The organism is Klebsiella pneumoniae (genome assembly GCF_000742135.1).
Taxonomy (GTDB): Bacteria; Pseudomonadota; Gammaproteobacteria; order Enterobacterales; family Enterobacteriaceae; genus Klebsiella; species Klebsiella pneumoniae.
This window is the reverse complement of the sequence record NZ_KN046818.1, coordinates 1,666,204-1,692,249: the sequence shown is the minus strand read 5'-3', so window position 1 is coordinate 1,692,249 and position 26,046 is coordinate 1,666,204. Positions and strand designations below refer to the sequence as shown.

The 26,046-nt window shown below is 56.9% G+C and carries 23 protein-coding genes and 2 tRNA genes; 10 read left to right on the top strand and 15 right to left on the bottom strand.

Features of this window, described 5'->3' with window-relative positions:
• Positions 1–152 precede the first annotated feature (152 nt).
• Positions 153–1,313, top strand: coding sequence for a glucans biosynthesis protein MdoC (gene mdoC / locus DR88_RS17240; protein WP_004140754.1), 1,161 nt, complete (start codon positions 153–155; stop codon positions 1,311–1,313).
• Between the two features lie 34 nt (positions 1,314–1,347).
• Here the strand turns inward: mdoC and DR88_RS17245 are convergent, their stop codons facing one another.
• The 6 genes from DR88_RS17245 to ghrA form a co-directional block, all read right to left on the bottom strand.
• Entirely contained in the window at positions 1,348–1,941 is a 594-nt protein-coding gene (locus DR88_RS17245) for a TetR/AcrR family transcriptional regulator (RefSeq protein ID WP_004179313.1), read from the bottom strand.
• A 66-nt stretch (positions 1,942–2,007) separates the two neighbouring features.
• On the bottom strand, positions 2,008–2,535 hold the full coding sequence (ymdB, locus tag DR88_RS17250; protein ID WP_004176593.1) for an O-acetyl-ADP-ribose deacetylase: 528 nt from the start codon (positions 2,533–2,535) through the stop codon (positions 2,008–2,010).
• 149 nt (positions 2,536–2,684) lie between these two features.
• Complete coding sequence (locus tag DR88_RS17255; protein WP_002898950.1) at positions 2,685–3,167, bottom strand: DUF1097 domain-containing protein; 483 nt, start codon at positions 3,165–3,167, stop codon at positions 2,685–2,687.
• Positions 3,168–3,270: 103 nt separating this feature from the next.
• A complete protein-coding gene (locus tag DR88_RS17260; RefSeq protein WP_004140758.1) occupies positions 3,271–3,825 on the bottom strand; it encodes a TorD/DmsD family molecular chaperone in 555 nt (184 codons plus the stop codon).
• Positions 3,826–3,847: 22 nt separating this feature from the next.
• On the bottom strand, positions 3,848–4,585 hold the full coding sequence (locus tag DR88_RS17265; protein WP_004140764.1) for a phosphatase: 738 nt from the start codon (positions 4,583–4,585) through the stop codon (positions 3,848–3,850).
• Between the two features lie 88 nt (positions 4,586–4,673).
• Positions 4,674–5,612 (bottom strand): glyoxylate/hydroxypyruvate reductase GhrA, encoded by a 939-nt coding sequence (ghrA, locus tag DR88_RS17270; protein WP_004147901.1) that lies wholly within the window; start codon positions 5,610–5,612, stop codon positions 4,674–4,676.
• 268 nt (positions 5,613–5,880) lie between these two features.
• Between ghrA and DR88_RS17275 the strand changes: the two genes are divergently transcribed.
• The 3 genes from DR88_RS17275 to DR88_RS17285 all read left to right on the top strand — a co-directional run bounded on the left by DR88_RS17275 (position 5,881) and on the right by DR88_RS17285 (position 7,845).
• Positions 5,881–5,968, top strand: a tRNA-Ser gene (locus DR88_RS17275).
• Between the two features lie 346 nt (positions 5,969–6,314).
• A complete protein-coding gene (locus DR88_RS17280; protein ID WP_004176596.1) occupies positions 6,315–7,178 on the top strand; it encodes an arginase family protein in 864 nt (287 codons plus the stop codon).
• A 94-nt stretch (positions 7,179–7,272) separates the two neighbouring features.
• Complete coding sequence (locus tag DR88_RS17285; RefSeq protein WP_004147899.1) at positions 7,273–7,845, top strand: TetR/AcrR family transcriptional regulator; 573 nt, start codon at positions 7,273–7,275, stop codon at positions 7,843–7,845.
• Between the two features lie 189 nt (positions 7,846–8,034).
• On the opposite strand, the gene DR88_RS17290 is transcribed toward DR88_RS17285, so the two are convergent.
• A complete protein-coding gene (locus tag DR88_RS17290; protein WP_025860842.1) occupies positions 8,035–8,940 on the bottom strand; it encodes a LysR family transcriptional regulator in 906 nt (301 codons plus the stop codon).
• A 114-nt stretch (positions 8,941–9,054) separates the two neighbouring features.
• On the opposite strand from DR88_RS17290, the gene DR88_RS17295 reads away from it, so the two are divergent.
• The 3 genes from DR88_RS17295 (at position 9,055) to DR88_RS17305 (ending at position 10,844) form a co-directional block, all read left to right on the top strand.
• Positions 9,055–9,915: a pirin family protein gene (locus DR88_RS17295; RefSeq protein WP_004176599.1), complete on the top strand. Its 861-nt coding sequence runs from the start codon at positions 9,055–9,057 to the stop codon at positions 9,913–9,915.
• A gap of 18 nt (positions 9,916–9,933) precedes the next feature.
• A complete protein-coding gene (locus tag DR88_RS17300; protein WP_002898927.1) occupies positions 9,934–10,611 on the top strand; it encodes an isochorismatase family protein in 678 nt (225 codons plus the stop codon).
• Positions 10,612–10,756: 145 nt separating this feature from the next.
• Positions 10,757–10,844, top strand: a tRNA-Ser gene (locus tag DR88_RS17305).
• Positions 10,845–11,253: 409 nt separating this feature from the next.
• Here the strand turns inward: DR88_RS17305 and DR88_RS17310 are convergent.
• The 5 genes from DR88_RS17310 to efeU form a co-directional block, all read right to left on the bottom strand.
• On the bottom strand, positions 11,254–11,898 hold the full coding sequence (locus tag DR88_RS17310) for a DsbA family protein (protein ID WP_025860838.1): 645 nt from the start codon (positions 11,896–11,898) through the stop codon (positions 11,254–11,256).
• A gap of 237 nt (positions 11,899–12,135) precedes the next feature.
• On the bottom strand, positions 12,136–12,924 hold the full coding sequence (phoH, locus tag DR88_RS17315) for a phosphate starvation-inducible protein PhoH (protein ID WP_002898923.1): 789 nt from the start codon (positions 12,922–12,924) through the stop codon (positions 12,136–12,138).
• A gap of 504 nt (positions 12,925–13,428) precedes the next feature.
• Positions 13,429–14,712 (bottom strand): iron uptake transporter deferrochelatase/peroxidase subunit, encoded by a 1,284-nt coding sequence (efeB, locus tag DR88_RS17320; protein ID WP_004147893.1) that lies wholly within the window; start codon positions 14,710–14,712, stop codon positions 13,429–13,431.
• A 4-nt stretch (positions 14,713–14,716) separates the two neighbouring features.
• Positions 14,717–15,844, bottom strand: a complete 1,128-nt coding sequence (gene efeO / locus DR88_RS17325) for an iron uptake system protein EfeO (RefSeq protein ID WP_004157740.1) — start codon at positions 15,842–15,844, stop codon at positions 14,717–14,719.
• A gap of 51 nt (positions 15,845–15,895) precedes the next feature.
• Complete coding sequence (gene efeU, locus DR88_RS17330) at positions 15,896–16,741, bottom strand: iron uptake transporter permease EfeU (RefSeq protein ID WP_032443830.1); 846 nt, start codon at positions 16,739–16,741, stop codon at positions 15,896–15,898.
• 270 nt (positions 16,742–17,011) lie between these two features.
• Between efeU and DR88_RS17335 the strand changes: the two genes are divergently transcribed.
• Positions 17,012–18,196 (top strand): NupC/NupG family nucleoside CNT transporter, encoded by a 1,185-nt coding sequence (locus tag DR88_RS17335; RefSeq protein ID WP_032443829.1) that lies wholly within the window; start codon positions 17,012–17,014, stop codon positions 18,194–18,196.
• A gap of 31 nt (positions 18,197–18,227) precedes the next feature.
• On the opposite strand, the gene DR88_RS17340 is transcribed toward DR88_RS17335, so the two are convergent.
• Entirely contained in the window at positions 18,228–18,662 is a 435-nt protein-coding gene (locus tag DR88_RS17340; RefSeq protein ID WP_025860834.1) for a DUF3574 domain-containing protein, read from the bottom strand.
• Between the two features lie 134 nt (positions 18,663–18,796).
• The gene (putP, locus tag DR88_RS17345; protein WP_004147889.1) at positions 18,797–20,305 is read right to left on the bottom strand and encodes a sodium/proline symporter PutP; all 1,509 of its coding nucleotides are present in this window, start codon (positions 20,303–20,305) and stop codon (positions 18,797–18,799) included.
• Positions 20,306–20,726: 421 nt separating this feature from the next.
• Here putP and putA point away from each other — a divergent pair, with 421 nt between their 5' ends.
• Positions 20,727–24,689, top strand: coding sequence for a trifunctional transcriptional regulator/proline dehydrogenase/L-glutamate gamma-semialdehyde dehydrogenase (putA, locus tag DR88_RS17350; protein ID WP_025860832.1), 3,963 nt, complete (start codon positions 20,727–20,729; stop codon positions 24,687–24,689).
• A 185-nt stretch (positions 24,690–24,874) separates the two neighbouring features.
• Positions 24,875–25,270: a lysozyme inhibitor LprI family protein gene (locus DR88_RS17355; protein ID WP_002898886.1), complete on the top strand. Its 396-nt coding sequence runs from the start codon at positions 24,875–24,877 to the stop codon at positions 25,268–25,270.
• Here the strand turns inward: DR88_RS17355 and rutR are convergent.
• Positions 25,267–25,905 (bottom strand): HTH-type transcriptional regulator RutR, encoded by a 639-nt coding sequence (rutR, locus tag DR88_RS17360; RefSeq protein WP_002898883.1) that lies wholly within the window; start codon positions 25,903–25,905, stop codon positions 25,267–25,269. The two genes, DR88_RS17355 and rutR, sit on opposite strands and share 4 nt — an antisense overlap.
• Positions 25,906–26,046 lie beyond the last annotated feature (141 nt).

The following is a 26,046-nucleotide window of genomic DNA, read 5'->3' as shown; positions in this document are numbered from 1 at the left end:
AGCGGCGCAGGGAATAAACAGTTCGCTATCCCGTTTGCACTTTGCGTGCTTATCCTGGAGACAGGTACCCCGAGTTCATGTAGGGTTGCTGATAATGTAAGCGTTATCATCTTGAGTGATAAGACGAATTATCTGAGATTGTCGTGAATCGTATGAATAATACTCCGGTACAGCGTGAATATTTCTTCGACAGCATCCGCGCCTGGCTGATGCTGCTGGGGATCCCTTTCCACATTTCGCTGATCTATTCCAGCCACAGCTGGCATGTCAACAGCGCTGAGCCCTCGTGGTGGTTGACGCTGTTTAATGACTTCATCCATGCCTTCCGGATGCAGGTCTTTTTCGTCATCTCCGGCTATTTCTCCTACATGCTGTTCCTGCGCTACCCGTTGAAAAAGTGGTGGAAAGTGCGCGTCGAACGGGTCGGTATTCCGCTGCTGACCGCTATCCCACTGCTGACGCTGCCGCAGTTTATTATGCTGCAGTACGTCAACGGCAAGGCGGAAAACTGGCACACCCTTTCCGGGTACGACAAATTTAACACCCTGGCGTGGGAGCTTATTTCCCACCTGTGGTTTTTACTGGTGCTGGTGGTGCTGACCTCGCTGGGCGTGGTGCTGTTTAAATGGCTGACGCGCCGCCCGGCAGGGGGCGCCTCAGCCTTTGGTGACACTGTCACTATGGGCCAGCTAACGATGATTTTCCTTGCGCTGGGGGTGCTTTACGCGCTGATCCGCCGATCGCTGTTCCTGATTTACCCGCCGCTGCTTAGCAATGGTCTGTTTAACTTTGTGGTGATGCAGACGCTGTTCTATCTTCCCTTCTTTGTGCTGGGGGCGCAGACCTTTATTAATCCGCGTCTGAAGGCGATGTTTACCACCCCGTCACCATGGTGCTGCGCAGCGGCGCTGCTGGGATTTATCGCCTACCGGCTGAACCAGCAGTACGGCTCCGGCGACGGCTGGATGTATGAAACGGAATCGGTGATCACCATGGTGCTTGGGCTGTGGATGGTCAATGTGGTCTTTTCGCTCGGCCATCGCCTGCTGAACTTCCAGTCGGCGCGCGTAACCTATTTCGTCAATGCTTCGCTGTTTATTTACCTGGTGCACCATCCGCTGACGCTGCTGTACGGGGCGTGGATCACCCCGGTCATTAAGTCCAATACCTTAGGCTTTATTGGCGGGTTGGTTTTTGTGGTGGGTATTGCCCTGATCCTGTATGAAATTCACCTGCGCATTCCGCTGCTGCGTTTCCTGTTCTCCGGTAAACCGATGAACAAACCGGCCAAAACCCCAGCCTCGGCCAGCTAACCATTAGCCTGTGCGGCACGCCAGGCGTGCCGTATTATGCCTGCTCGTCAAAAAGCCGGTCGAAAATCATATTGTACAGGGCTTCTAAATCTGCCTTATCGACCGGGGTGGAGGCGCTCAGCTCACAGCGGTAGGCTGCCCCCTCTGTCAGAACGGCGATGAGCTCTGATGCGGCATTGCGTCGCGCATCGCTGAGCCCGGGATGGTAGCGCTGCGACAGGCGACCGCCCTCCTCTTTCAACCGCCGATCGGCCTGCATCAGGATCTCACGCAAGCGTGGGTTACGCGAGGCCTCGGCATTGATCTCCATCAGCAGATAATTATCGCTTTTGGTGGCTGCCGACGTCGGGATCCTGCCGGCCAAAACCGCCGCTTTACGCGCCAGATTGTGGTTCTCATCGATCATCTCCCCGACTCTGGCGTTGACGATTTCGCTAACAATCGCTTCGATGATCGCTTCCTTGCTGGCAAAAATGCGATATAGCTGACCGACGCTCAGGCCCGCTTCCCGGGCGATATCGGCGACGGAAGCGCCGTGCAGCCCCTTTTCAGCGAAACATTTTTGCGCAGCGACAACGATCTCCGCGCGGCGCGCCTGCTGTTTCTGCTGGACTTTTCCTTCTGACACCCTGCTCCCTCCTGCTACCCATCATTCCCGTCAAGACTGGCGGTTATCATAGCCTATTCTGTTGAATCAGGGGTATGACGCCAGCAGGCGGCGATAGATAGCCGCCGTTTCCTCGTCAAAACAGACGAACAGGACGCGCTCAAGAGGGTTATAGCGAGTGAGAAACGCGGTGACGGTGCGCACGGCGATCGCCGCCGCTTCCTCTTTCGGATAGCCATACACGCCGGTGCTTATCGCCGGAAACGCAATGGAGCGATAGTTGTTTGCCGAGGCCAACTGCAGACTGTTTTTGTAAGCATCGGCCAGGGTTTGCGCCTCCATGCGGTCGCCGCCGTGCCAGACCGGGCCCACGGTGTGGATCACCGCGCTGGCCGGCAGATTGCCGGCAATAGTAATTACCGCATGCCCGGGAGGGCATTCGCCCTGCTGCTGCAGCACCTGCTTACAAGCCGCCAGCAGCGCGGGACCGGCCGCCCGGTGGATGGCCCCGTCTACTCCGCCACCACCCAGCAGCGAGGGATTTGCCGCATTAACAATCACATCGACATCAAGTGTCGTAATATCGCCGAGAATTACCTCAGGTTTAACAGCCATTTCTCCTCCTGTCGGCATAGCGTGTGGATACGGCTTTCTGCCGATACTAGGGCATTCTCGCCTGCGGGAGCAAGATTATCGCTTTGTCCGGTGACGAGAAGATAAAAAAACAGGACCCGTAAGGTCCTGTTTTTTAGTCGTCCCGCCGATCAGGCGTTGTCGTTGGCGAACGATTTATGCTTATCCGCACGGGCCGCCAGCCACAGGCCACTATTTTTCATGGCATAGCCAAAGACCAGACCCAGCGCCAGGGAAGGGATCACCAGACGCCAGTCGCCGTCTGCCGCGAAGGTCGCGCAGGCGCCGATAAAGGTGCCCGGGACAAACGACAGTAGCGTCCGTCGCGCCTGAATGCACATCAGGAAGGCGACCACACCGGTCATCATATAGCTGAGGATCTGCACCTGTGGCGCCAGCGCGCTACCGTGGATAATCACTAACGCCCAGGCCACGCCGCTCATCACCGTGCAGGACGAGATGGCCAGCCCTTTCAAGCCGCCCTGCGGGCAGGCGAAATAGGCCGTACAGCCGAGGAATCCGGCCCAGCTCAGCAGGCCGAGAGCGACCGCCACCCACCCCCAAATCCCGGAGAGGATGCCTGTCGTTAATGCGATTGCGAAGAGTATGTTCATGGCGCGTATCCTAGCAGATACGCGCCGGAAGAATGCGATCTAAAACACAGTATATGAATGAACTTTCTTTCAGTTGCATTCATATGGTGATTTGCATCACATATTATTGCTCATCTTCTTCCTGCAGCTCGTCCCACATCGCGGCGATGGCGTCGCGGGTCAACGGCGCCATGGTGCGCCAGAACGGCGTGTGCGCATGGGCTTCGACTTTCCCCAGCATCGTCCCGCACCACGGCAGGATATAGTCGGCGAACAGGAGCTCCAGCGTCTCGCTCTGGTCTTCTGCGGCATGATCCTCCAGCCAGGAGGCGGCCAGCAGCAGCGAGCCGAGATGATCCGCCGGACCTTCCCCTGTCGGGATGCCGTGTTCGCTCAGAAAAGCCCGAACTTCCGCTTCCGAGGAACCCTCCACCCACGCGCTACGGTACGGCGGGACGCTGCAGGCTTCACCGACGAACAGCGCATTATAGTCCGTCGCCAGGGATTGCATTTCACAGCTTTTCTGCAGACGCGCCAGCAGCTCGTCCTGCTCAAGCGGCCAGCTGGCGGCCAGTTTGCCCTCGCGGATCAGGGTAAACAGCGGCACCAGCAGCGGGTCCTGCGGTTGACGGTAATACAGCGAACCCAGCACGCGGCAGAGGATTGAAAACTCGTTCATTCAGTTATTCCAGTTATACAAATTAAAGGTCAGCAAATTCCGGGATCGCCGGCATGCCCCGCGACTCGAGGAAGTTAAGCAGGCGACGCGGAGAAACGTTGAGGATCCTCTCCTCCGGGAAATCGACCGCATCAAGGATCTTGCGGCATTCGGTAAACTCCCCGAGGGTAAAGGCGGTGTGAGAGTCCGAGCCCAGCGCCACCCATCCCCCGGCATCACGCACTGCGGCGGCGATGGCCCGGCAGTTGTCTTCACTGCCCACGCGCGATGATACGAATGAGGAGTTATTAATCTCCAGCGCCACTTGGTAGCGAGCCGCCGCTTCGGCAATCGCCGGGATATCCACCGGGAATTTCGGATTACCCGGATGGCTAATCATATGCACTTTACCGCTGGCCATCGCGGCTATCATCGCCTGTGTATGGGTGTCACGATCCTGCGGCGGAAACACCGGCTCATGAAATCCGGCGATGATCAGATCGAGGGAAGTCAACATCGGTCCGGAACAGTCGATCTCGCCTTCAATATTTTTAATATTCGACTCAATACCACGCAGGATCCCCACCCCGTCTACCAGGCGGGGCCAGATGCGCATATTAACGAAGTGCCAGTAGTGCGGAGCATCCGCCATGTCCGGGCCGTGGTCGGTGATGGCGAAGAGTTTGATCCCTTTACGCTTTGCTTCCGCAATATAATCGTGCAGGGTGCTGTAGGCATGGGTGCTGGCGACGGTATGCATGTGCAGGTCAACGGGATACATCACATTCTCCTCTTCTGTTTGCCGCAAGAATAGCAGGAAACCGGGCTATTGATTAGCAAAAACCCCGCCGTGGCGGGGTTCTCTCGTCTTAATAACCGCGCTGGCGGTCGACCTGACCGCTTACCGGCTCCCCTCGCTCAAGCCGGCTAATGGTCTCCGCAATGTAGGTGATAGCTTCCATTGGACGGGTCACTGCCGCCACATGGGGGGTCATGGCCACCCGCGGATGCGCCCATAGCGGGCTCTCCTGCGGCAGCGGTTCGCGACTGAAGACATCGAGCATCGCCCCTTTGAGCTTACCGCTGTTCAGCGCCGCCAGCAGATCCTCTTCAACGACATGCACGCCGCGAGCAAGGTTGAGGACATAGCTCTCATCAGGCAACTGCGCCAGCAGCGTCTGGTTAATAATGCCGGCGGTTTCGGCGGTATTCGGCAGCAGGTTGATCAGCACGCGAGTGCCCTGCAGGAATTCGCCCAGCTCGGCCTGGCCGGCGAAGCTCTGCACCTGCGGCCAGGATTTGCGGCTACGGCTCCAGACGCGAAGCGGGAACCCCCAGGGTTGCAGACTTTCCGCAACCTTCGCCCCCAGCACGCCGGCGCCCATAATCCCGACGGTGAATTCGTCGGCGCGGTACTCTGGCAGCGGCTGCCAGCGGGAAACCAGCTTCAGCGCCTGATAGTCATCAAAGCGGCGGAACCAGTGCAGCACCTGGCTCACGGCATACTCCTGCATCTGCCGTCCCATACCGGTATCTTCGAGACGAAACAGCGGAATCGACAGCGGCAGCATATCCGGATGGTCGCGCAGCTTGCTGAGAATAGAGTCCACCCCTGCCCCGAGGGCGAACACGGCCTTCAGCGCCCGGCCCTGCAGCATCTCTACCGGCGGATGCCAGACCAGGGCATAGTCCGCCGGCCGGTTATCGCCCGCTTTCCACTCGCGCACCCGCGCGCCGGGTAACTGCTTTTCCAGCTCACAGATCCAGTATTGGGTATCAAAGGTCGGATGGTAAAAAATAATCTCCATAGGGGCTCCTGATAGCAGACGCCTTTGGCCGATTGACGCTGGCGTCTTATTTTACTCATTGTTTTCTATTGGTTTGCCAGCATAACAAATTTCCCCGGAGCGAAAAGGGAAAAGCTACTGGCGACAAAAAAAACGGATTTCGCACGTTTAAGGAGCAAGTTGCTCGAAGTTTGTCTAAACGCGCTTTTTTTGCAAAAAGTTGATTGACGGGCGATACGTATTTCCCTACATTAGCGCCCGTTCCCGACAACAACGGGAAAGACAATATGGTGAGGTGTCCGAGTGGCTGAAGGAGCACGCCTGGAAAGTGTGTATACGGCAACGTATCGGGGGTTCGAATCCCCCCCTCACCGCCATATTCGAGATGAGAGCCTGTACGAAAGTACGGGCTCTTTTCTTTTATATTCTCCACAGGGGGGGATGAGAACCCCCGACCGGGGTTCGACAACTGACCACAGACATTACGCAGTATTGTCAAAGCCAGACTCTTCTTCACACGATTAACAGCGCAGCGAAGATGTTCGCCAACACTATCCCCTCTTCCGCTTTGAGCCACCCGGCATAACGAAAATCATATCGCTCCGGATGGTGTACGTTATGCATTAACGAAAAGTGCTTTGTTACTTGCGTATCGACCGTAATTCAATGTAAAAGTGAATGAACGTTCATTCACTTTAGCGCATGACAACACAGAAGGTACCAATGACTAGCAAAACACTGCGACTTATATTCCCTCAATGGCAAGGCGGTAACAATCCTCCCTACTATCTTGGCTCGCAGCTCCTCTCGTTTCTCTCTCCTGAAGCAAAAGGGCCCGTTGAGATCGTTCCTGTTGAGTTACCAACAACAGAGCCATTGCCAAGGATTAATGACATCACGGCTAAGCCATCCCTCATCAGGCAACTCAATAATGCTGCCGCACTGATTGAAAAACATGATCCCAATAGCATTGTCATTTTAGGCGGAGACTGCCTGGTTTCGCTGGCGCCTTTCGCCCACCTGCTCGATAAGTTCGGAGACAAACTCGGTGTGCTCTGGATTGACTCGCATCCTGACGTGCAGACGGCTGAACAATATCCAAACGCGCATGCCCATGTGCTTGGTGCGCTAATGGGTACGGGTGATAACGATTTAGTTGCCCATGTAAAAACCAAACTTAATCCGTCAAAAATAATGATTGCGGGTATCCACGCGCCACTTCCTTATGAAGCTGAATACCTCACTCGCCATAACATTACGACGCTAGCACCTGAACAGGTTAAAAGCGGTGCAGATGAAGTCCTGGAGTGGATAGCGAAAGAAAAGATTGCGTATCTGGCGATCCATATCGATCTGGACGTACTCGACCCATCTCTGTTCCGCTCCATTCTTTTTGCAAAACCGGGGCGCGGAAAACACGATTTTGGCGACGTTGCTGAAGGCAAACTGACGATTGAGGATGTACTCAATCTGATAGCGGCAGCGACGACAAAAGCAGTCCCCGTTGGCCTGACAATCGCTGAACATTTGCCCTGGGACATGCTGAATCTCAAGAACATGCTCAGTGAATTACCCCTTCTAAAGTAAGACGAAATCCAGGAGCCAGACGACAGAGTTTAGCTCTGGCTCCTTGCATAAAAGCGCGTTAAAGTCTGGACACCGAATTTACCAAGATGCCGATATGTTAAATAAAACCGAAACCTACCATAAGTTGATTACGGCTGCTGCTGCCTGCTTTGCGGAAAAAGGCTTTAGTGCGACAAGCGTACGTGAAATCTCTACCCGGGCAGGAATTAGTCAAGGAGCAATGTATACGTATTTCAAAAGTAAGGATGAGCTTGTTAAGGCTATTGTACTGGAAGAACAGAACTCCGCGCTGACTGCCCATAATGCGACCTATGCAGGCTCTTATTTTGATCGCCTTTGTGCACAAGTCACGTCCTGTATTAGCGAGATCGGTTACCCTATCACGCATCAACTTTGGGTTGAAATCATGGCTGAGTCTGCGCGTAATCCAGAACTGCGAAAAACGTATATCTCCAGTGATGACATCATGCGGAAAAGCTTCGCGCGGCTCATCCAGGAGGGTATCGCTGCCGGAGAGTTTCGCCGTGATATTAACCTTGAAGAAATCACGATCATTATTTTTGCCCTTATTGACGGTTTAATCGCTCGTCAGGCAATAAACACGACCTTCTCACTCAAGGATGATCTGCCAATGTTTTTTGACGTTATGGCAAAATTGCTTAAATAATACCAGACGGTCATAGTAAAACGATGTATCGAAAAAAACAGAGGTTGCTTATAACAGCCAACGCTCTCAAGCGGCAAACGACTCACACAGTGAGCAATCTTTCACGAGCCTACGCGATTGCGAAGAGTGCGTGAAAAAGTACGGACGCTTTTCACATATGAGTTCCGGCAAAAAACCTCTGCCTACCCATCAATCTTCCTCCATCCGCTGATACTCTTCGCTGAGGTAGTCCACCAGCGCCCTGACGGAGGGCAGCAGCCCGCGCCGTGAGGCAAATACCGCATGGATCACTTCCCGCCGCGGCTGCCACTCGTCCAGAACCACCTCTAATTCCCCTGACGCCAGCTGATCGCGCACCATTAATAAAGGAAGCTGCACCACGCCTACGCCGGCCATCGCCGCCTCGCGCAGCGCTAGCATATCGGTGGTCACCATTCGCGGCGTGAAATACACTTCCGCTCTCGCTCCCCCGGGCCCGGTGAGCTGCCATTTATGCTGATGCTTGTTCGCACCCAGGCTGAGTCCCGGCCAAGCGCTCAGCTCGGACGGCGCCTGCGGACGTCCGAGCCGGGAAATGAGATCCGGGCTGGCCACCAGCCGGTGCCCGCGGTCCGCCAGCACGCGCATCACCAGGTCGCTATCCTCGATGGGCCGGGGACGGACGCGGATCGCCACATCAACGCCCTCCCCGACCACATCCACCCGGCGGTTGGTCGCCTCAAGATGCAGCGTTACCCCAGGATAGCGCGCCATAAATCGCGCCAGCATCGGTCCGATATGGACATGCAGCAAGGTGACCGGACAGGTGATCCTGACGCTACCGCGCGGCTCGGCGCGCAGCGTCTCGACCGCCTGCTGCGCCGCCTCGGCCTCAATCAGCATCGCTTTGCAATGCTGATAAAAGGTCTGCCCGACCTCGGTGACCGCGAACTGACGGGTGGTTCGCTGAATCAAACGCACGCCCAACCGCTCCTCGAGTTGCGCAATGCGACGGCTGAGTTTGGATTTCGGCTGGTCAAGCGCTCGCCCCGCCGCGGCGAAACCGCCATGGTCTACCACCAGGACAAACCAGGCGAAGTCATTGAGATCCTGCATCCTTCCTCCATTGTTCCATTTTTGGAACAGTATAGGTCATTTTTGCACACTACCGCATACGTCGTCCCGGATATAAGCTTATTCACATCAGATACCGATACACAGGAGAAAGCCATGAAACAGATCACAGGAGTCTACACCGCGCCTGCGCAGCATTGGGTAGGCGACGGCTTCCCGGTTCGCTCGATGTTTTCCTATCAGACGCACGGCCAGCAGCTGAGCCCCTTCTTACTGCTCGACTATGCCGGGCCGTACACCTTCCCGGCGGGCAGCGAAAAACGCGGCGTCGGTGAGCATCCGCATCGCGGATTTGAAACCGTCACCATCGTCTACGCCGGTGAAGTAGAGCATCGTGACTCCACCGGACGCGGCGGGGTGATTGGTCCAGGCGACGTGCAGTGGATGACGGCGGGTGCCGGGATCCTGCACGAAGAGTTCCACTCGGAGGCCTTCACCCGCAGCGGCGGCGAGCTGAAGATGATCCAGCTGTGGGTCAACCTGCCCGCGAAAGACAAAATGGCGGCCCCCGGCTACCAGAGTATTACCGCCGGGACGATCCCCACCGTGGCGCTGGCGAACGGCGCCGGACAGGTTCGGGTTATTGCCGGCCAGTATGACGACGTCAGCGGCCCGGCCCATACCTTCTCACCGCTTAACGTGTGGGATCTGCAGCTGAATCAGGGGCACGACCTCACGCTGCGCCAACCGGAGGGCTGGAGTACCGCGCTGGTGGTGCTGGAAGGGGAAGTGATCATTAACGGTTCCGAATCTGCTCGCGAAGGCCAGCTGGCCGTCCTGAGCCAGGCAGGTGACGCAGTGCATCTGGAGGCGACCGCCCCGGCAAAAGTTCTGCTGATGGCCGGAGAACCGCTACAGGAGCCGATTGTGGGCTATGGCCCGTTTGTCATGAATAACAAAACGCAGATCGCAGAAGCTGTACGCGATTTTAACAGCGGCCGCTTTGGCCAAATCTAACTGATTGAGGTGAATACTATGTCTACTCCCGCTAACTTTAACGGTGCTCGTCCGGTGATTGATGTTAACGATACCGCAATGCTGTTGATTGACCATCAGAGCGGTCTGTTCCAGACCGTCGGCGATATGCCGATGCCAGAGCTGCGCGCTCGCGCCGCCGCGCTGGCCAAGATGGCGTCGCTTGCCGGGATCCCGGTGATCACGACCGCCTCCGTGCCGCAGGGGCCGAACGGTCCGCTGATCCCGGAGATTCATGAAAACGCGCCGCATGCGAAATACATCGCCCGTAAAGGTGAGATTAACGCCTGGGATAACCCGGAATTCGTCGCCGCGGTGAAAGCGACCGGCCGTAAAACGCTGATTATCGCCGGGACCATCACCAGCGTCTGCATGGCCTTCCCGGCTATCGCCGCTGTCGCCGACGGTTATAAAGTGTTTGCCGTGATTGACGCTTCCGGCACCTACAGCAAAATGGCGCAGGAGATCACCCTGGCTCGCGTGGTACAGGCCGGCGTAGTGCCAATGGATACCGCCGCCGTCGCCTCTGAGCTGCAGCGCACCTGGAATCGCCCGGACGCCGCAGAATGGGCGGAGGTGTACACCAAAGTCTTCCCGGCCTACCAGCTGCTGATCGAAAGCTACAGCAAAGCGCAGGACGTCGTGAAGAATAACGAACAGCTGGATTCCCAGCGCTAAAACGCCCGCCCCGCTGAGCCGCAGCGGGGCATTGTTCATTGCGTGAGCGAACGGCAAAGAAAGAAGAAAATATGCTTGACCGTTTTAACGCAACTCCCTATAGTAGCGCCCCGTTGCCCACCCAAGGTGAGCAGCAAGACAATATGGTGAGGTGTCCGAGTGGCTGAAGGAGCACGCCTGGAAAGTGTGTATACGGCAACGTATCGGGGGTTCGAATCCCCCCCTCACCGCCATATTTTAAGAAGAGCTCGTACGCAAGTACGGGCTTTTTTTTTCGCATGTGGCACCCACCGGGGGGGATGAGAACCCCGACCGGGGTTCGACAACTGGCAACGCCAGTTGGACAGACCGCGAGCCTGCGAGCGGGCTGCCCCGACAAAAACGCCGGGAGCGTTTTTGAACAACGCCTGCGTTGGCCCCGCAGGGGCGAGGCCCAGGGATGGGCCGAGTAACGGCGAGCGAAGCGAGTCAATCCCCCCTCACCGCCATATTTTAAGAAGAGCTCGTACGCAAGTACGGGCTTTTTTTTCGCATGTGGCACCCGCCGGGGGGGATGAGAACCCCCGACCAGGGTTCGACGAGTGGCAACGCCACCCGGACAGAACGAAAAAGACAAACCTAATGATACTTTCTCACTTCGTGTTACAGGGGCTTGTTAAGCAAAAATAAAACCAGATTAGCCATATCCTCTGCATAGGTATCATAGTCATCTTGCGCGAGTGATGCATTGTTAATATGATTTTTTCCTGAAACATAAAAAGAAGGCGTACCATGCACTTTCATTTTTTCGACCAGATTATCCTGTCTGGCAATTAAAGCTTTTACCATAAAGTTACTTTGCATTTCGGCATATTTCTCTGACGTAATGCCAAGTTGATTAAACACCTTAACAATATCAGCTGCCGTTTTAATATCACGCTTAACCTGTAAACCCTCAAACAATAACTTTTCCACCTTGCCATCTACCCCAGCATATTGTGCTACGGCCCATGCTTCTGTTAATGCTGGTCCTAAAGGCCCCATCTGGCTGACATGGTATTTTTCCAGTTTCATATCGTCGGGCAGGCGCTTTCTGATAGCTGTATCAACATTGATGCGCTCTGCAAACGCATAACAAGGTCCGCAGTAGAAGGAAAAAAACTCAACCAGTGGCGGCGGTTGCTTAACAGTAGAATGAATAACAGTGAAGTTTTTCCCTGCCTGATAATCTTTACTATAAGCAGCGGATGACAACCCCACCATCAAAATAGTAATTAATAACTTGATAGCTTTCCCATGTACGACCATTATGCTTCCCTTACAAGTATCCATACAATTAAATGAGTAAAACGGCGTAAGACGAAAGAAATTATTAGAAAGGCGCTTATGTATAGCAAAGCAGATATTCTTGTATTACAGAGAAGAAATTCTATCACATACAGCGATGGATCCCTCAAAACAGAAATTGTATCCGCACTTCAGACTGTCGCAAGGATCAAAACAACAAAGCCCGGGCTAGCCCGGGCCTTACTCACAGTATGACGATTAATAATAGGCTTTCAGCGTCCGCTGGCAGAGGGCCGAGCGCACGCAGTCATCGGTGGTGAAACGCACGATGCCGATCATCTCGTCTTCCTCAAAACGCGCCAGCGCATCGCTCAGGCCAGATCTCACGCCAGAGGGCAAGTCGCACTGGGTGATATCGCCATTGACGATGACCGTCACGTTCTCCCCGAGGCGGGTTAAAAACATCTTCATTTGCGCTGCGGTCACGTTCTGGGCCTCGTCCAGAATCACCACCGCATTTTCAAAGGTACGTCCGCGCATATAGGCGAACGGCGCGATTTCCACCTTGCCGATTTCCGGACGCAGGCAGTACTGCATAAAGGAAGCCCCCAGCCTTTTCACCAGCACATCGTAAACCGGTCGGAAATAGGGAGCGAACTTCTCGGCGATATCTCCCGGTAAGAAGCCGAGATCTTCGTCGGCCTGCAGAACGGGACGGGTAACAATAATTCTGTCCACATCCTTATGGATCAGGGCTTCAGCTGCCTTCGCCGCACTGATCCAGGTCTTGCCGCATCCAGCTTCGCCGGTAGCGAAAATCAGCTGCTTATTGTCGATGGCATTCAAATAATGCGCCTGAGCCTCATTGCGCGCCTCAATTGGGGAAGTATCACGGCTGTCCCGCGCCATGCCAATTGCTTCTACGCCACTCATTTGCACAAGCGATGTGACCGATTCTTCTTCACGCTGCTTATGGCTGCGTGAATCCCGTCTCAGCACACGTTTTGCTTCACGACGAGCTTTGATCACTGCTTTTTGTCTTCCCATGGATAGCACCTTGCGTTGTTGGTTTACATCACACGCGTCAACATCGACGCGACTATGCGCACGAACGATTGAGGTTTGGCTTCCTTGTAAGCCATTGCTTGCCGGTAGAACTGACAACGAGTCGCGGCTACGCGCACCGCGTACCCTGCCAAGGTTGTAATAATGCGAAGCGGAGAGAGAAAGAGTAAGAAAATCGCTGCCGGAAGCGGGGCTTCCGTGCTGAAGAGTACGGTCTGAGGTTTTACGTTGTCCGGTACGGGACCTTACCATTCGCGATCTCCATAGTGAAACGTCACACTGCCGGGAACTACCGCGTATGTAATAAGTACATCAAAAAAGATTCTTAATGCAACTTATTTTTCACAATGACGCAACAAATAGTTCTTAAGCAAGTGTAGGAGACTATCGGTCATTTGTATTACAGAAATATAACACATGGCAGGAAATATAAGAAAAATGAGAAAAACAGCAGAAAACGCCCTGCCCTTACGGGCAGGGTCGGTATCAGGCCTGCAGCAGCGACTCTCCCAGATAGTGTTTTTCATCAACTACGCCGGGTAAAACAAAGAAGTAGCCCCCGCCGATCGGTTTGACATACTCCTCCAGCGCCTCGCCGTTAAGCCGTTTCTGCACCGTCAGAAAACCCTTTTCCAGATCGTGCTGATAGCAAACGAATAACAGCCCCATATCCAGTTGTCCGGCGTTAGTAACCCCCAGCGAATAGCTGTAGCCGCGGCGCATCATCAGGCTGGACTGGGTTTCCGGCGTGCGGGGATTGGCCAGACGAATATGGCTATCCAGCGCAATGACTTCGCCGTTAGGATCTTTACTGTAATCCGGGGTATCGTGTTCGTTTTTCATCCCCAGCGGCGCACCGGTGTGCTTGTCGCGACCAAAGATCGTCTGCTGCTCCTTGAGCGGCGTCCGATCCCAGAACTCCACGTGAAACTGGATAATTCGCGCCGCCTGATAGCTGCCGCCCACGGTCCAGGCCGGCTCGTCCTGATCGGCTGTCACCCACACTACCTTATCCATCAACGCGCTGTCGTGGCTCGCCGGGTTAGCGGTGCCGTCCTTAAACCCCAACAGGTTGATGGGGGTCTCTTTGCCTTTGCTGCGCGCCGCGCTGTCGGAGATAAACCCTTCCCGCTTCCAGCGCACGCTCAGCAGATCCGGCGTATGTTTGATGACATCACGCAGGGCGTGGATCACCGTATCCTGAGTATTGGCGCAGATCTGCAGCAGCAGGTCGCCATGGCACAGCGCGGCATCCAGCGAATCGTTGGGGAAGCGGGTCATCGGCTGCAGCTTTTTCGGTGCTTTATCCGCCAGGCCAAAGCGCTCATCAAATAGCGAATGGCCGACCGAGACGGTGATGGTCAGGTTATCTGGCGCAATCCACGGCCCCAGGATGCCGGAATCCATCGGCGGCAGCCGCGGATTCGGCGTGTCCGGCGCCGGGCCGCCCTGGGTTAAAAAGGCGATACGCTGGGTCAGCAGTCGAAACAGCCGCTCGAGGTCGGCTTTATCAGCCGCCAGCACATCGAAGGCCACCAGCATCATCGAAGCCTGCTGCGGCGTCAGAATGCCCGCCTGATGCCGGCCATAGAATGGCTGCTTTTCCTGGCGCGCGTCGGGTGTGAGCGTCCCCGGGGAACTCTCCGCTTTTGCCGCATGCGCTACCGGGCAGCCGCCGGTGATGGCCAGCGCGCCGCCAAGCGCGCCGATCCCTTTCAGTAAGCGACGACGTGACGGCTCGTTCACGTCGTGGGGTTTCTGCTGTGCCATCGACTTAGTCCAGCCCCAGGATCCCGCGCAGCTGAGCCAGATCTTCCGCCAGGGTGGTGATCGGCCCTTTCAGCGCATTACGGTCGGCGGTGGTCAGCTTATCGTAGGTCTCGAAACCGTCTTTGGTGCGATATTTGCTGAGGATGCTGTCCACTTTCTTAAAGTTGGCGTCCACTTTCGCCAGCAGCGCGCTGTTCTCTTTTTGCAGCTGCGGGCGCAGCAGGTCGACAATTTTCTGCGCGCCGTCAATGTTGGCCTGGAAGTCCCACAGATCGGTATGGCTGTAGCGATCTTCTTCACCGCTGATCTTGCTGGCCGCGACTTCCTCAATTAATCCTGCCGCGCCGCCCACGACTTTTGACGGCGGGAACGCCAGCTCGCTGATACGCTTTTGCAGCTCCAGCACATCGCTGTTCAGCTGATCGGCATATTTTTCCATCCCCTTGACGCTGTTATCGCCAAACAGCGCTTTTTCCAGACGGTGGAAACCGGTAAATTTCGGATCTTCCGCTTTTTTCTCGAAGTCGTCTTCGCGGGCGTCGATGCTGCCGTCAAGGTCAGAGAACAGCTCGGCAATGGGCTCGATGCGCTCGTAATGCTGACGCGTCGGGGCGTACAGCGCTTTCGCTTTTTCGATATCGCCGGCTTTCACCGCGTCGGTAAAGGCTTTGGTGCCGCTAACCAGCTGCGCGGTTTCCGCCGTCACATAGGCTTTATAGGCGGTGATCGCGTCGCCGAGGCTCAGCACCGCATCCGCTTTCGCCGCGTCTTTGGTGGCGGCGCCGGTGACGATCAGTTTGCCTTTCGGGTTGGTGAGCAGGCCACAGGTCATGTCATATTCGCCCGGCTGCAGGTTCGCGGTGAGCTTCTGAGTAAAGCCCGGAGCGATGTTTTCGCGCTCTTCCACCACCATCACCCCTTTCAGAATCTCCCACTCCAGCGCTTTCTGGCTGTGGTTCTGAATAATAAACTGGGTTTTACCCGCGTTAACGGTCACCTGCATCGGCTCGCACTGCTTGTCGTTGACGGTGACTTTGACCTGCGGGATATCCGCAGCCTGAGCACCGAATGCAGAGCTGAGCAGCGCGGCCACGGTCACCCGCAGCGCATTACGGCGAAAATGAATCATCATGATCATCCCTTTCGGTAAGTAGAGTGTCGCTTATAAGCTCGCAGCGCCCGATCAGGCAGCCCGCGAGGCAGTGGTATTATTCCGCGGCGGCAGGGCAAACAGCACCAGCGCCGGGATCAGATAAAGCAGATAGACAGCCACTTCGCTGACGCTCGGCGTCTCCTGATAACCGAAGATCCCTTCCAGCAGCGTGCCGAACAGCGTATGCGTCGACAGCACGTTGCTCAGATCGAAGGCGGTATCCTGGAACAGGTTCCACAGGCCCGCCTCGTGGAAGGCGCGGATCGCCCCCGCGGCCAGGCCAGCAGCCACCAGCAGAATAAACAGGCTGGTCCATTTGAAGAACACGCCAAGGTTAAGGCGGATACCGCCCCAGTAGATCAGGAAGCCCAGCACGATAGCGGTGGCCAGACCCAGCAGCGCCCCCAGCGGCGGCCAGATGCCGACATCCTGCTGGAAGGCCGCCAGCAGAAAGAAGACCGACTCCAGCCCCTCACGGGCGACCGCGAAAAAGACCATCATCACTAGCGCCCAGCCGTGGTGATTACCGCGCTGCAGCGCCTTGTCCACGGCCTGCTCCAGCTGCTGCTTGACGTTGCGTGAGACATTGCGCATCCAGAAGACCATCCACGTCAGGATCACCACCGCAATGACCGCGACGATCCCTTCGAACAGCTCCTGTTCACGCTGAGGAAATTCACCGGTGGTTTCGTTGATAAAGATGCCTAAGCCAAGACATAGCGCCGCCGCGAGGATCACGCCAATCCACATCACGCCAATCCACATCACGCCAATCCAGTTGCCGCGCTGGGTGCGTTTCAGATAGCTGGCGATCAGGCTGACAATCAGCGCCGCCTCCAGGCCTTCGCGTAACATAATGAGAAATGGGACAAACATGCCAATACCCTTAAATGTAAAGCACCGTCAACGAATGCAAAAACAGGTAATATTTATGATAGTGATTATCATTACAATGCTCAGAAACACAAGCGAAATGTGCAGAGAATGATGATCAGTTGTAAATAAATCGCTGACAAATAATGACTTATGAAAATATTTGCCTGTTATGAAGGGAAAGAATAAGCAAAGGATTTTTTACGCCAGATATTTACCCGCCGTAGCGGCTATGGCTAAATGGCGGCCTTATTGACTTGCGAAAAGAACAACATGACTGCATTTTTTCATTTCCTGCTGGCGCTGGCGGTGATCCTCGCCCTGGCCTGGCTTGTCAGCTACGACAGACAAAAAAATCGTATTCGTTATATTCTCCAGTTGATTATTATCGAAATAGCGCTCGCTTTCTTTTTCCTGCACGCCGAAAGCGGCCTGTGGCTGGTAAAAAATATTTCCGGCTTTTTTGCTTCGCTGTTAGGCTTTGCCGCCGAAGGGACCAATTTCGTCTTTGGCGGCATGAGCGAAAAAGGCTTAGCCTTTATTTTCTTGGGCGTCCTGTGTCCGATTGTGTTTATTTCCGCGCTGATTGGTATTCTCCAGCACTGGCGGATCCTGCCGATTTTTATTCGCGTGATTGGCACCCTGCTGTCGAAAGTAAACGGCATGGGTAAGCTGGAATCTTTCAACGCCGTCAGCTCGCTGATCCTCGGTCAATCGGAGAACTTCATTGCCTACAAGGGCGTACTGGGCGACCTCTCCTCACGGCGACTGTTCACTATGGCGGCGACGGCCATGTCGACCGTATCGCTGTCGATTGTCGGCGCCTATATGACCATGCTGGACGCCAAATATGTCGTCGCAGCGCTGATCCTCAATATGTTCAGCACCTTTATCGTGCTGTCGGTAATTAACCCGACGCGGCCGGGCAGCGAGCAGGAAATAAAACTCGAGAAGCTGCATGAATCGCAGAGTTTCTTTGAAATGCTCGGGGAATATATTCTGGCCGGCTTTAAAGTGGCGATGATTATTCTGGCGATGCTGATCGGTTTTATCGCCCTGATCAGCGCCATTAACGCGCTATTCGCCACCCTGTTTGGTCTCAGCTTCCAGCAGATCCTCGGCTACGTCTTTTATCCGCTGGCGTGGCTTATCGGCATCCCGCTGAGCGATGCGCTAAACGCCGGCAGCATCATGGCCACCAAACTGGTCGCTAACGAATTTGTGGCGATGATTGAGCTGCAAAAGATTGCCGCCAGCATGACCCCTCGCGGGCTCGGCATTCTCTCGGTATTCCTGGTTTCGTTTGCCAACTTTGCCTCGATCGGCATTATCGCCGGGGCGATCAAAGGCCTGAATGAACCGCAGGGCAATATCGTCTCCCGCTTCGGCCTGCGGCTGGTGTATAGCGCCACGCTGGTGAGCCTGCTTTCCGCCAGCTTCGCCGGGCTGGTGCTGTAAAACAAACGGCGGGGCTGCCCCCGCCGTTTACTCAGAACTGCACGCAGACCGGCTGGTCGACACGCATCACCGACTCCTGCGCGAAGCGTGATTTATAGCCCTGGCGCAGAGCCTCAATACCCGCCTCGCTCTGCGCGTCATGCCCATGGATCACCATCAGCGCCTTGCTCTGCTCCCGCACCACCTGACCATTCTGGCCAAGCCACTGGCCGTGGGCATCAAACACCGTCAGCCCGTCGCGAAAGCGCGGCGTGACGTCACGGTCGACAAACTGTTGCCACTCTTCAGCGATGATGTCTTTCCCCGCCGGGCGGCTCAGACCGAAGTAAAGCGTGGTTTGCACCATGGACTTATCCGCCGGGCAGACGCCGGGCTTCGGCGCGCTGGTCGATGAACTTCCACCCGCCACGCAGCCGCTGAGTAACCCTGCCAGCACCAGCGCCATTGCACCCTGTCTGAACGTCATCTTTGCTATCCTCATTGTTATTAGTCAGGAAATATCAGCGGATTTTCAGATAATTAGCAAGGGTTATAATATTCCGGCACGGCACCAGGCAATAAAAAGCCCGCCAGCGGCGGGCTCGTGAGCATCAGATGATCTTACTCAGCCGTGGCGCGTACCGGCGGCGGCGTATGGTAGTGGGCATCCGCTTCGGCAAAGCGCTGCTGCATGCTGGCCGACGGCGCTTTATCCAGCAGGCTAAAGACCACAATCCCGATGCTGCCGAAGACGAAGCCCGGAATAATTTCATACAGGCCCAGCCAGCCAAACTGCTTCCAGACGATCACGGTCAGGGCGCCAATCACCATCCCGGCCAGCGCGCCGTTACGGGTCATGCGCGACCACATTACCGAGAACAGGACCACCGGGCCAAAGGCGGCGCCGAAGCCAGCCCAGGCGTAGCTCACCAGACCCAGCACGCGGTTTTCCGGATTGGCCGCCAGGGCAATGGCCACCAGGGCAACCACCAGCACCATCATACGGCCCACCCACACCAGCTCTTTCTGACCGGCGTTTTTACGCAGGAAGGCTTTATACAGGTCTTCGGTAATTGCGCTCGAGCAGACCAGCAGCTGACAGCTCAGGGTGGACATCACCGCCGCCAGAATCGCCGACAGCAGGATCCCGGCAATCCACGGGTTAAACAGGATTTGCGCCAGTTCGATAAACACGCGCTCGGCGTTCTGGTTAACCGCGCCCGCCAGGCTCGGGTTGTTATTGAAGTAGGCGATGCCAAAGAAGCCGACGGCCACCGCCCCGCCGAGGCACAGGATCATCCAGGTCATACTAATGCGACGTGCGTGAACGATGCTGTGGTGCGAATCCGCCGCCATAAAGCGCGCCAGAATATGCGGCTGACCGAAATAACCCAGCCCCCAGCCCATCAGCGAGATAATCGCAACGAAGTTCAGCCCTTTCAGCATGTCGATATTTTCGATGCTCTTCTGCTTAATCACTTCCAGCGAATCGCCAAAGCCGCCGACGGAAATAATCACGATCACCGGGGTGAGGATCAGCGCGAAAATCATCAGGCTGGCCTGCACGGTATCGGTCCAGCTAACCGCGAGGAAGCCGCCGACGAAGGTATAGATAATCGTCGCCGCCGCCCCGGCCCACAGTGCGGTTTCATAACTCATGCCGAAGGTGCTTTCAAACAGACGCGCCCCCGCGACAATTCCTGAAGCGCAATAGATGGTAAAGAACAGCAGAATAACCAGCGCCGAAATAATTCTCAGCACCCGGCTTTTATCTTCAAAACGGCCGGTAAAATAATCGGGCAGCGTCAGGGCGTTATTATTCACCTCGGTATGCACGCGCAGGCGACCGGCCACCAGCTTCCAGTTAATCCACGCCCCCAGCGTTAAGCCAATGGCGATCCAGCTTTCGGAAATCCCGGAGAGGAAAATCGCCCCTGGCAGGCCCATCAGCAGCCAGCCGCTCATATCCGACGCCCCTGCGGAAAGCGCGGTCACAAATGGCCCCAGACTCCTTCCCCCGAGAATATAATCATCGAAGTTTTTGGTCGAACGCCAGGCAATAAACCCTATCAATACCATACCAAAAATATAAACAATAAATGTCACCAGCATCGGTGTGCTAATAGCCATGCAAAGTCTCCAGAATTTTTATCGACAGCGTCCAACTTCGTCGTTTTTTTCCACTACCGGAACGGGGTAATGGCGCATTGTTTAATTGGGCGACCGTATCCTGACGGAAGCTTCGGTTTTTCACAAACGATTTAACACAGCATTTACACGAAAAACCGACGGCGCAAAACGTCAATTTGTTAGAGGTTGCACTCTCTCACGTTTTTAAAGGTTGCACCAAACAAAAGTGTTAACTCACGCATACAAATACCCTATGAGCCCGGGGTTAAATTTCTGCTATTTTAGGGGTTATTTTTAACAAATTAGCCATTTCACGGCTTCCGTCACAAGCCACAATTAAGAAGGTTGCACAAAGTTGCAACATAGTGGATATTTCCATGCAACCGCATAAGCCTAACGATAAATGACAGGAGTTTTGAGCATGGGCACCACCACCATGGGTGTTAAGCTTGACGACGCAACCCGCGAGCGCATTAAATCCGCCGCGAGCCGTATTGACCGCACGCCGCACTGGCTGATTAAGCAGGCCATCTTTAATTATCTGGAAAAACTGGAGAACGACGAGACGCTGCCTGAGCTGCCGGCCCTGCTCTCCGGGGCCGCCAACGAAAGCGATGACGCCAGCGAACCAACGGAAGAGCCCTATCAGCCGTTCCTCGAATTCGCCGAGCAGATCCTGCCGCAGTCGGTGAGCCGCGCGGCGATCACCGCCGCCTGGCGACGTCCGGAAACCGACGCGGTACCGATGCTGCTGGAGCAGGCCCGTCTGCCGCAGCCGCTGGGCGAACAGGCGCACAAGCTGGCGTATCAGCTGGCGGAAAAACTGCGCAACCAGAAAACCGCCAGCGGCCGCGCCGGCATGGTGCAGAGCCTGCTGCAGGAGTTCTCCCTCTCTTCACAGGAAGGGGTGGCGCTGATGTGCCTGGCGGAAGCCCTGCTGCGTATTCCGGATAAAGCCACCCGCGATGCGCTGATCCGCGACAAAATCAGCAACGGCAACTGGCAGTCGCACATCGGCCGCAGCCCGTCGCTGTTCGTCAACGCCGCCACCTGGGGGCTGCTGTTCACCGGAAAACTGGTGTCGACCCATAACGAGACCAGCCTCTCCCGCTCCCTGAACCGCATCATCGGCAAGAGCGGCGAACCGCTGATCCGCAAAGGCGTGGATATGGCGATGCGCCTGATGGGCGAGCAGTTCGTCACCGGGGAAACCATCGCCGAAGCGCTGGCCAACGCCCGCAAGCTGGAAGAAAAAGGGTTCCGCTACTCCTACGATATGCTCGGCGAAGCCGCCCTGACCGCCGCTGACGCCCAGGCCTATATGGTCTCTTATCAGCAGGCGATCCATGCCATCGGCAAAGCCTCCAACGGCCGCGGCATTTATGAAGGTCCGGGTATCTCCATTAAGCTCTCCGCGCTGCACCCGCGCTACAGCCGCGCGCAGTATGACCGGGTGATGGAAGAGCTTTACCCGCGGCTGAAATCGCTGACCCTGCTGGCGCGCCAGTATGACATCGGCATCAATATTGACGCCGAAGAGGCCGACCGTCTGGAGATCTCCCTCGACCTGCTGGAAAAACTGTGCTTCGAGCCGGAACTGGCCGGCTGGAACGGGATTGGCTTCGTGATTCAGGCCTACCAGAAGCGCTGTCCGTTTGTCATTGATTACCTGATTGACCTCGCCACCCGCAGCCGCCGTCGCCTGATGATCCGTCTGGTGAAAGGCGCCTACTGGGATAGCGAAATTAAACGCGCGCAGATGGAAGGTCTCGAAGGCTATCCGGTATACACCCGCAAGGTTTACACCGATGTCTCCTACCTCGCCTGCGCTAAGAAGCTGCTGGCGGTGCCGAACCTGATTTACCCGCAGTTCGCCACCCATAACGTTCATACTCTGGCGGCTATCTACCAGCTGGCGGGCCAGAACTACTACCCGGGCCAGTATGAGTTCCAGTGCCTGCACGGCATGGGCGAACCGCTGTACGAGCAGGTGGTGGGCAAGGTCGCCGACGGCAAACTGAACCGTCCGTGCCGGATCTACGCCCCGGTGGGCACCCACGAGACGCTGCTGGCGTATCTGGTGCGTCGTCTGCTGGAGAACGGCGCCAATACCTCTTTCGTCAACCGTATCGCGGACAATACCCTGCCGCTGGACGAGCTGGTGGCCGACCCGGTCAGCGCGGTAGAAAAACTGGCGCAGCAGGAAGGCCAGGCCGGCCTGCCGCATCCGAAAATCCCGCTGCCGCGCGATCTCTACGGCAGCGGCCGGAGCAACTCCGCCGGTCTCGATCTGGCGAACGAGCACCGTCTGGCCTCCCTCTCCTCTTCCCTGCTCAACAGCGCGCTGCATAAATGGCAGGCATTGCCGATGCTGGAGCAGCCGGTGGCCGAAGGCGAGATGCAGCCGGTGGTTAACCCGGCAGAGCCGAAAGATATCGTCGGCTACGTCCGCGAAGCCAGCGACGCTGAAGTGCAGCAGGCGCTGACCAGCGCTATCAACAATGCGCCGATCTGGTTCGCCACTCCGCCGCAGGAGCGCGCCGCCATTCTTGAGCGCGCCGCGGTGCTGATGGAAAGCCAGATGCCGACCCTGATGGGGATCCTGGTGCGCGAGGCGGGTAAAACCTTCAGCAACGCCATCGCTGAAGTGCGCGAAGCCGTTGACTTCCTGCACTATTACGCCGGCCAGGTGCGCGACGATTTCGATAATGAAACTCACCGCCCGCTGGGTCCGGTGGTCTGTATCAGCCCCTGGAACTTCCCGCTGGCGATCTTCACCGGCCAGATTGCCGCCGCGCTGGCGGCCGGCAACAGCGTGCTGGCGAAACCTGCCGAGCAGACGCCGCTTATCGCCGCCCAGGGCGTGGCGATTCTACTGGAAGCCGGCGTGCCGCCGGGCGTTATTCAACTGCTGCCGGGTCGCGGGGAGACCGTGGGCGCCGCGCTAACCTCCGATGAGCGCGTACGCGGCGTGATGTTCACCGGCTCCACCGAAGTGGCCACCCTGCTGCAGCGCAATATCGCCAGCCGCCTCGATCCCCAGGGCCGCCCGACGCCGCTGATCGCCGAAACCGGCGGGATGAACGCGATGATCGTCGATTCGTCGGCGCTCACCGAGCAGGTAGTGATCGACGTGCTGGCTTCCGCGTTCGACAGCGCTGGCCAGCGCTGCTCCGCCCTGCGCGTGCTTTGCCTGCAGGAAGAGGTCGCCGATCACACCTTAACCATGCTGCGCGGCGCCATGAGCGAGTGCCGGATGGGCAATCCGGGGCGCCTGACCACCGATATCGGTCCGGTTATCGATGCGGAAGCGAAAGAGAATATCGAACGCCATATTCAGGCGATGCGCGCCAAAGGCCGCACCGTCTACCAGGCGGTGCGTGAGAATAGCGAAGACGCCCGCGAATGGCGTCACGGGACCTTCGTGCCGCCGACGCTTATCGAGCTCGACAGCTTCGACGAGCTGAAAAAAGAGGTCTTCGGCCCGGTACTGCACGTGGTGCGCTATAACCGTAACGAGCTGGACAAACTGGTCGAGCAGATTAACGCCTCTGGCTACGGCCTGACCCTCGGCGTGCATACCCGTATCGACGAAACCATCGCCCAGGTCACCGGCAGCGCCAAGGTGGGCAACCTGTACGTCAACCGCAATATGGTTGGCGCGGTGGTCGGCGTTCAGCCGTTCGGCGGCGAAGGGTTGTCCGGTACCGGTCCGAAAGCCGGCGGTCCGCTGTATCTGTACCGTCTACTCTCCAGCCGTCCGCAGGACGCGGTTGGCGTGACCTTCGCCCGCCAGGATGCGGAGCGTCCGCTGGACGCCCAGCTGAAAACGCTGCTGGAAAAACCGCTGCAGGCGCTGCAGCAGTGGGCCGCGGGCCGTCCTGAGCTGCAGGCGCTGTGCCAGCAGTACAGCGAGCAGGCGCAAAGCGGCACTCAACGCCTGCTGCCGGGGCCAACCGGCGAGCGCAACACCCTGACGCTGATGCCGCGCGAGCGCGTGCTGTGCGTAGCGGATAACGAACAGGATGCGCTGATCCAGCTGGCGGCTGTGCTGGCGGTGGGTTGTGAAGTACTGTGGCCGGACAGCGCCCTGCAGCGCGATCTGGCGAAGAAACTGCCGCGGGAGATCAGCGAGCGCATTCGCTTTGCCAAAGCGGAGCAGTTGCCGGGCCAGGCCTTCGACGCGGTTATCTACCACGGCGATTCCGACCAGCTGCGCGAGCTGTGCGAGCAGGTGGCGGCGCGCGATGGGGCGATTGTCTCCGTGCAGGGCTTCGCCCGCGGCGAAACCAATCTGCTGCTGGAGCGGCTGTATATCGAGCGTTCGCTGAGCGTTAACACCGCGGCGGCAGGCGGTAACGCCAGCCTGATGACCATCGGCTAAAACGGGCTCCCCGGTGGCGCTACGCTTACCGGGGCTACCTACCACCGCCAAAGGGTAGCCCGGATAAGGTGCGGTGCGCCGCCATCCGGGCAATCAGTCTGCGCTGCGATCAGCTAATGACAGCCGACGTCAGCTGTGTTTAATTAAGGCTCCCGGACGGGAGCCTTTTTTATGGGAGCAGAACAATGAAACGCACGTTATTTGCCGTGATGGCCCTGCTGGCCAGCGGCGCGGCGCTGGCGGACGAGTGCAGCAGCGCCAACACCCAAACCGAAATGAATCAGTGCGCGGCTGCGCAGTATCAGGCGGCCGATAAAAAACTGAACGACACATGGCAGCAGGCCCTGCAGCGGGCGGTGGGTAAACAACAAACATTACTGAAGCAGGCGCAGCAGGCATGGATCGCCTTACGCGACGCCGACTGCGCCTTTCTCGCGTCCGGCGCCGAAGGCGGCAGCATGCAGCCAATGCTGGTCAGCCAGTGCATGACCGATAAGAGCGTGGAGCGGGAGTCTTTCCTCGCCTCGCTGCTACAGTGCGAGGATGGCGATCAAAGCTGCCCGCTGCCGCCCGCCAATTAACGGACGCGAATGCCTTCGATAATCATCCGCTGGACATTATCGACCGTTTGTTCAAAAAAGGCCGCATCCTGCAGCGTGGCGCCGGTGACCGCCTCCACCTGGGTGGCGAAGTCGGCGTAATGCTGGGTGGTAGCCCAGATCATAAAGATTAAATGCTGTGGATCGACCGGCGCCAGCTTGCCGCGGTCGATCCAGCCGGAGACTATCGCCGATTTTTCGTCGACCAGCGCTTTCAGATCCCCGGTCAGTTCGCCCATCAGCAGCGGCGCCCCCTGCAGCATCTCAAGGCAGAAGAGCTTCGAGGCCTGGGGGTGATCGCGGGACACCTCCAGCTTCAGGCGAATATATTCGCGGATCGCCACCAGCGGGCTGATATCCTCACGAAAGGCCTTCAGCGGCGCCAGCCAGATGGCGAGGATCTGCTGCAGGACAGCCACATACAGCGCCTCTTTCGAAGGGTAGTAATAGAGCAGATTGGTTTTCGATACCCCGGCGCGCTCAGCCACCTGCTCCAGCCGCGTACCGTGAATACCAAATTGCGAAAATGCCTCCAGCGCGGCGGCCAGGATGGCCTCCTTTTTGGCGCTGACCGCTTGTGAACGTTTGCCGCTTTTCTTCACCGCGCCCTGTGCCATACATCCTCTCCTTCAGTTGACGCCACCAGCATAGCAAAAGCCCTGCGCCGACACGACCCCATGCACCCTGATTGCGCATGACTGCCGTTTTTTCGTGCACTGATTTTGACCATCCAGTCCACTTTTTTATCGTCCTTTTTA

Coding starts and splice junctions, on each gene's coding strand:
- mdoC (WP_004140754.1), top strand. CDS start 153: ATGAATAATACTCCGGTACAGCGTGAATATTTCTTCGACAGCATCCGC.
- ymdB (WP_004176593.1), bottom strand. CDS start 2,535: ATGGCTGTTAAACCTGAGGTAATTCTCGGCGATATTACGACACTTGAT.
- DR88_RS17255 (WP_002898950.1), bottom strand. CDS start 3,167: ATGAACATACTCTTCGCAATCGCATTAACGACAGGCATCCTCTCCGGG.
- DR88_RS17260 (WP_004140758.1), bottom strand. CDS start 3,825: ATGAACGAGTTTTCAATCCTCTGCCGCGTGCTGGGTTCGCTGTATTAC.
- DR88_RS17265 (WP_004140764.1), bottom strand. CDS start 4,585: ATGTATCCCGTTGACCTGCACATGCATACCGTCGCCAGCACCCATGCC.
- ghrA (WP_004147901.1), bottom strand. CDS start 5,612: ATGGAGATTATTTTTTACCATCCGACCTTTGATACCCAATACTGGATC.
- DR88_RS17280 (WP_004176596.1), top strand. CDS start 6,315: ATGACTAGCAAAACACTGCGACTTATATTCCCTCAATGGCAAGGCGGT.
- DR88_RS17285 (WP_004147899.1), top strand. CDS start 7,273: ATGTTAAATAAAACCGAAACCTACCATAAGTTGATTACGGCTGCTGCT.
- DR88_RS17290 (WP_025860842.1), bottom strand. CDS start 8,940: ATGCAGGATCTCAATGACTTCGCCTGGTTTGTCCTGGTGGTAGACCAT.
- DR88_RS17295 (WP_004176599.1), top strand. CDS start 9,055: ATGAAACAGATCACAGGAGTCTACACCGCGCCTGCGCAGCATTGGGTA.
- DR88_RS17300 (WP_002898927.1), top strand. CDS start 9,934: ATGTCTACTCCCGCTAACTTTAACGGTGCTCGTCCGGTGATTGATGTT.
- DR88_RS17310 (WP_025860838.1), bottom strand. CDS start 11,898: ATGGTCGTACATGGGAAAGCTATCAAGTTATTAATTACTATTTTGATG.
- phoH (WP_002898923.1), bottom strand. CDS start 12,924: ATGGGAAGACAAAAAGCAGTGATCAAAGCTCGTCGTGAAGCAAAACGT.
- efeB (WP_004147893.1), bottom strand. CDS start 14,712: ATGGCACAGCAGAAACCCCACGACGTGAACGAGCCGTCACGTCGTCGC.
- efeO (WP_004157740.1), bottom strand. CDS start 15,844: ATGATGATTCATTTTCGCCGTAATGCGCTGCGGGTGACCGTGGCCGCG.
- efeU (WP_032443830.1), bottom strand. CDS start 16,741: ATGTTTGTCCCATTTCTCATTATGTTACGCGAAGGCCTGGAGGCGGCG.
- DR88_RS17335 (WP_032443829.1), top strand. CDS start 17,012: ATGACTGCATTTTTTCATTTCCTGCTGGCGCTGGCGGTGATCCTCGCC.
- DR88_RS17340 (WP_025860834.1), bottom strand. CDS start 18,662: ATGACGTTCAGACAGGGTGCAATGGCGCTGGTGCTGGCAGGGTTACTC.
- putP (WP_004147889.1), bottom strand. CDS start 20,305: ATGGCTATTAGCACACCGATGCTGGTGACATTTATTGTTTATATTTTT.
- putA (WP_025860832.1), top strand. CDS start 20,727: ATGGGCACCACCACCATGGGTGTTAAGCTTGACGACGCAACCCGCGAG.
- DR88_RS17355 (WP_002898886.1), top strand. CDS start 24,875: ATGAAACGCACGTTATTTGCCGTGATGGCCCTGCTGGCCAGCGGCGCG.
- rutR (WP_002898883.1), bottom strand. CDS start 25,905: ATGGCACAGGGCGCGGTGAAGAAAAGCGGCAAACGTTCACAAGCGGTC.